The organism is Bacteroidota bacterium (genome assembly GCA_030706565.1).
Taxonomy (GTDB): Bacteria; Bacteroidota; Bacteroidia; order Bacteroidales; family JAUZOH01; genus JAUZOH01.
Window position 1 is genome coordinate 1 of record JAUZOH010000585.1, and the last position, 1,483, is coordinate 1,483.

The 1,483-nt window shown below is 40.7% G+C and carries 2 protein-coding genes; both read right to left on the bottom strand.

The window, feature by feature from the left end:
- Nucleotides 1-86 precede the first annotated feature (86 nt).
- Nucleotides 87-440, bottom strand: coding sequence for a YciI family protein (locus Q8907_16995; protein ID MDP4275967.1), 354 nt, complete (start codon nucleotides 438-440; stop codon nucleotides 87-89).
- Between the two features lie 331 nt (nucleotides 441-771).
- On the bottom strand, nucleotides 772-1,483 hold a 712-nt coding region (locus Q8907_17000), incomplete at its 5' end, for a GH116 family glycosyl hydrolase (protein MDP4275968.1).

Here is a 1,483-nt window from a genome sequence, read left to right on the forward strand (position 1 = left end):
CGATAAGAAACTGGCCAGCGAGAACTGCACTTGCCTTACCGCTTAAACCCCAGTGGCGAATGAGCGCTTGTTAGCGGTTCGTTGTTTTACTCGCCAGGTTTGGCAATTTCTCTAATTTCTACACTAGTACCATCACCATTAAGTATTGGACATCTTTTAGCAATTTTTTCTGCATCTTTTATGTTTTTTGCAAAAATAATAATATATCCTGCTACAGATTCATTATCCTTTGTGTATGGGCCATCTAATTCTTCTTGCTTCGGTTTAAGAACTTTTCCGTTTCTTGAAAAATGATTGCCTCCATCTCCTAATTGTCCCTTATCTGAAATATCATTAATCCATTCCATCCATTGAGTCATATACAATTTCATTTGTTCTGGTGAAGGCTGAGCGTCCTTGCTTGTAATGTCCATCCTGAACATTAATACAAATTCTTTCATTTTACCTTATGTTTTAAATTTATCACAAAACTAAAACGCTAAAACCACTTGCACATGGATATAGGTCAAAAAATGTCATTTCGATTTAAGTCTGCTTAATGTTTCTTGTGCAATATCCAGATAAGAAGCTAATATTTTGTTTGTAACACGTTGTATTAAATAAGGATTTGTTTTGAGTAACAACAAATATCTTTGTTTGGCACTTAATGTGGCTCTAATTGTTATACCCTATAGTGTTGAAAAATATATGCCATCTCCAATATTAATGGGCTTACGAAAGGTGCGTTGGCAGTTTTTGTTCCTCATATATCCATTGCCATGCAGTTCCATTTCAGTTGATGTTGAGTTGAACCAACTCGCCTTCCTTTAACGACAATGGTTTTCTTAACTTTGCCGGACTTCCGTTCAGCGAAAAAAGAGCCAAATCGAGATTTCCGTGCAGCACCTGAAGGGTTGCTTTCCCTGTTTCGACTTTGCAGGTTCCCCAGGCCGAACCGTTGCTCCAGAAGTAAGTTCCGGGATCGGATGTAAACCTCATCGATTTTTCGACTCCTGAATAATGGAAACCGCTCAAAGCCAGAACCGAAGCCCAGCTGGCCATTGCCCTTGCATAATGATGGCCACATTCAGGTTCATCGTAAGGATTTCTTTTGTACCCATCGAAACGGTCGCGAATGCTTTTGATACATTTCAGGCCATTGGCTGTTTGTCCTTCATAGATCATACCCACAGCGGCGGTATATTCAAAACCGGTCATCGATTCAGCAAAATAAGGGAATGGAATTTTCAACCGGCCATTCGGCCAACTGGCCATAATCAGACCGCTTTCGTTAACCATCACATACGAGCGCATGTTGTTGAATAAGGGCGAAAAATCGCTGACGTAATTGTACTTCATGATAGACTTGAGCGTGATTTTGATGTTCTTTTCGCTGGCCAGGTAACCCAATCCGCAGATGTGTGCCATGTATTGCCCCACCAATTGGTCAACCAAACAACCTTTTCCAAGCTGAAAATCAGGGTCTGAGAGCTTGGCTGATCCC

What these genes read in the sequence shown, in the direction of transcription:
- Q8907_16995 (MDP4275967.1), bottom strand. Translation starts at nt 440, where the DNA reads ATGAAAGAATTTGTATTAATGTTCAGGATGGACATTACAAGCAAGGAC.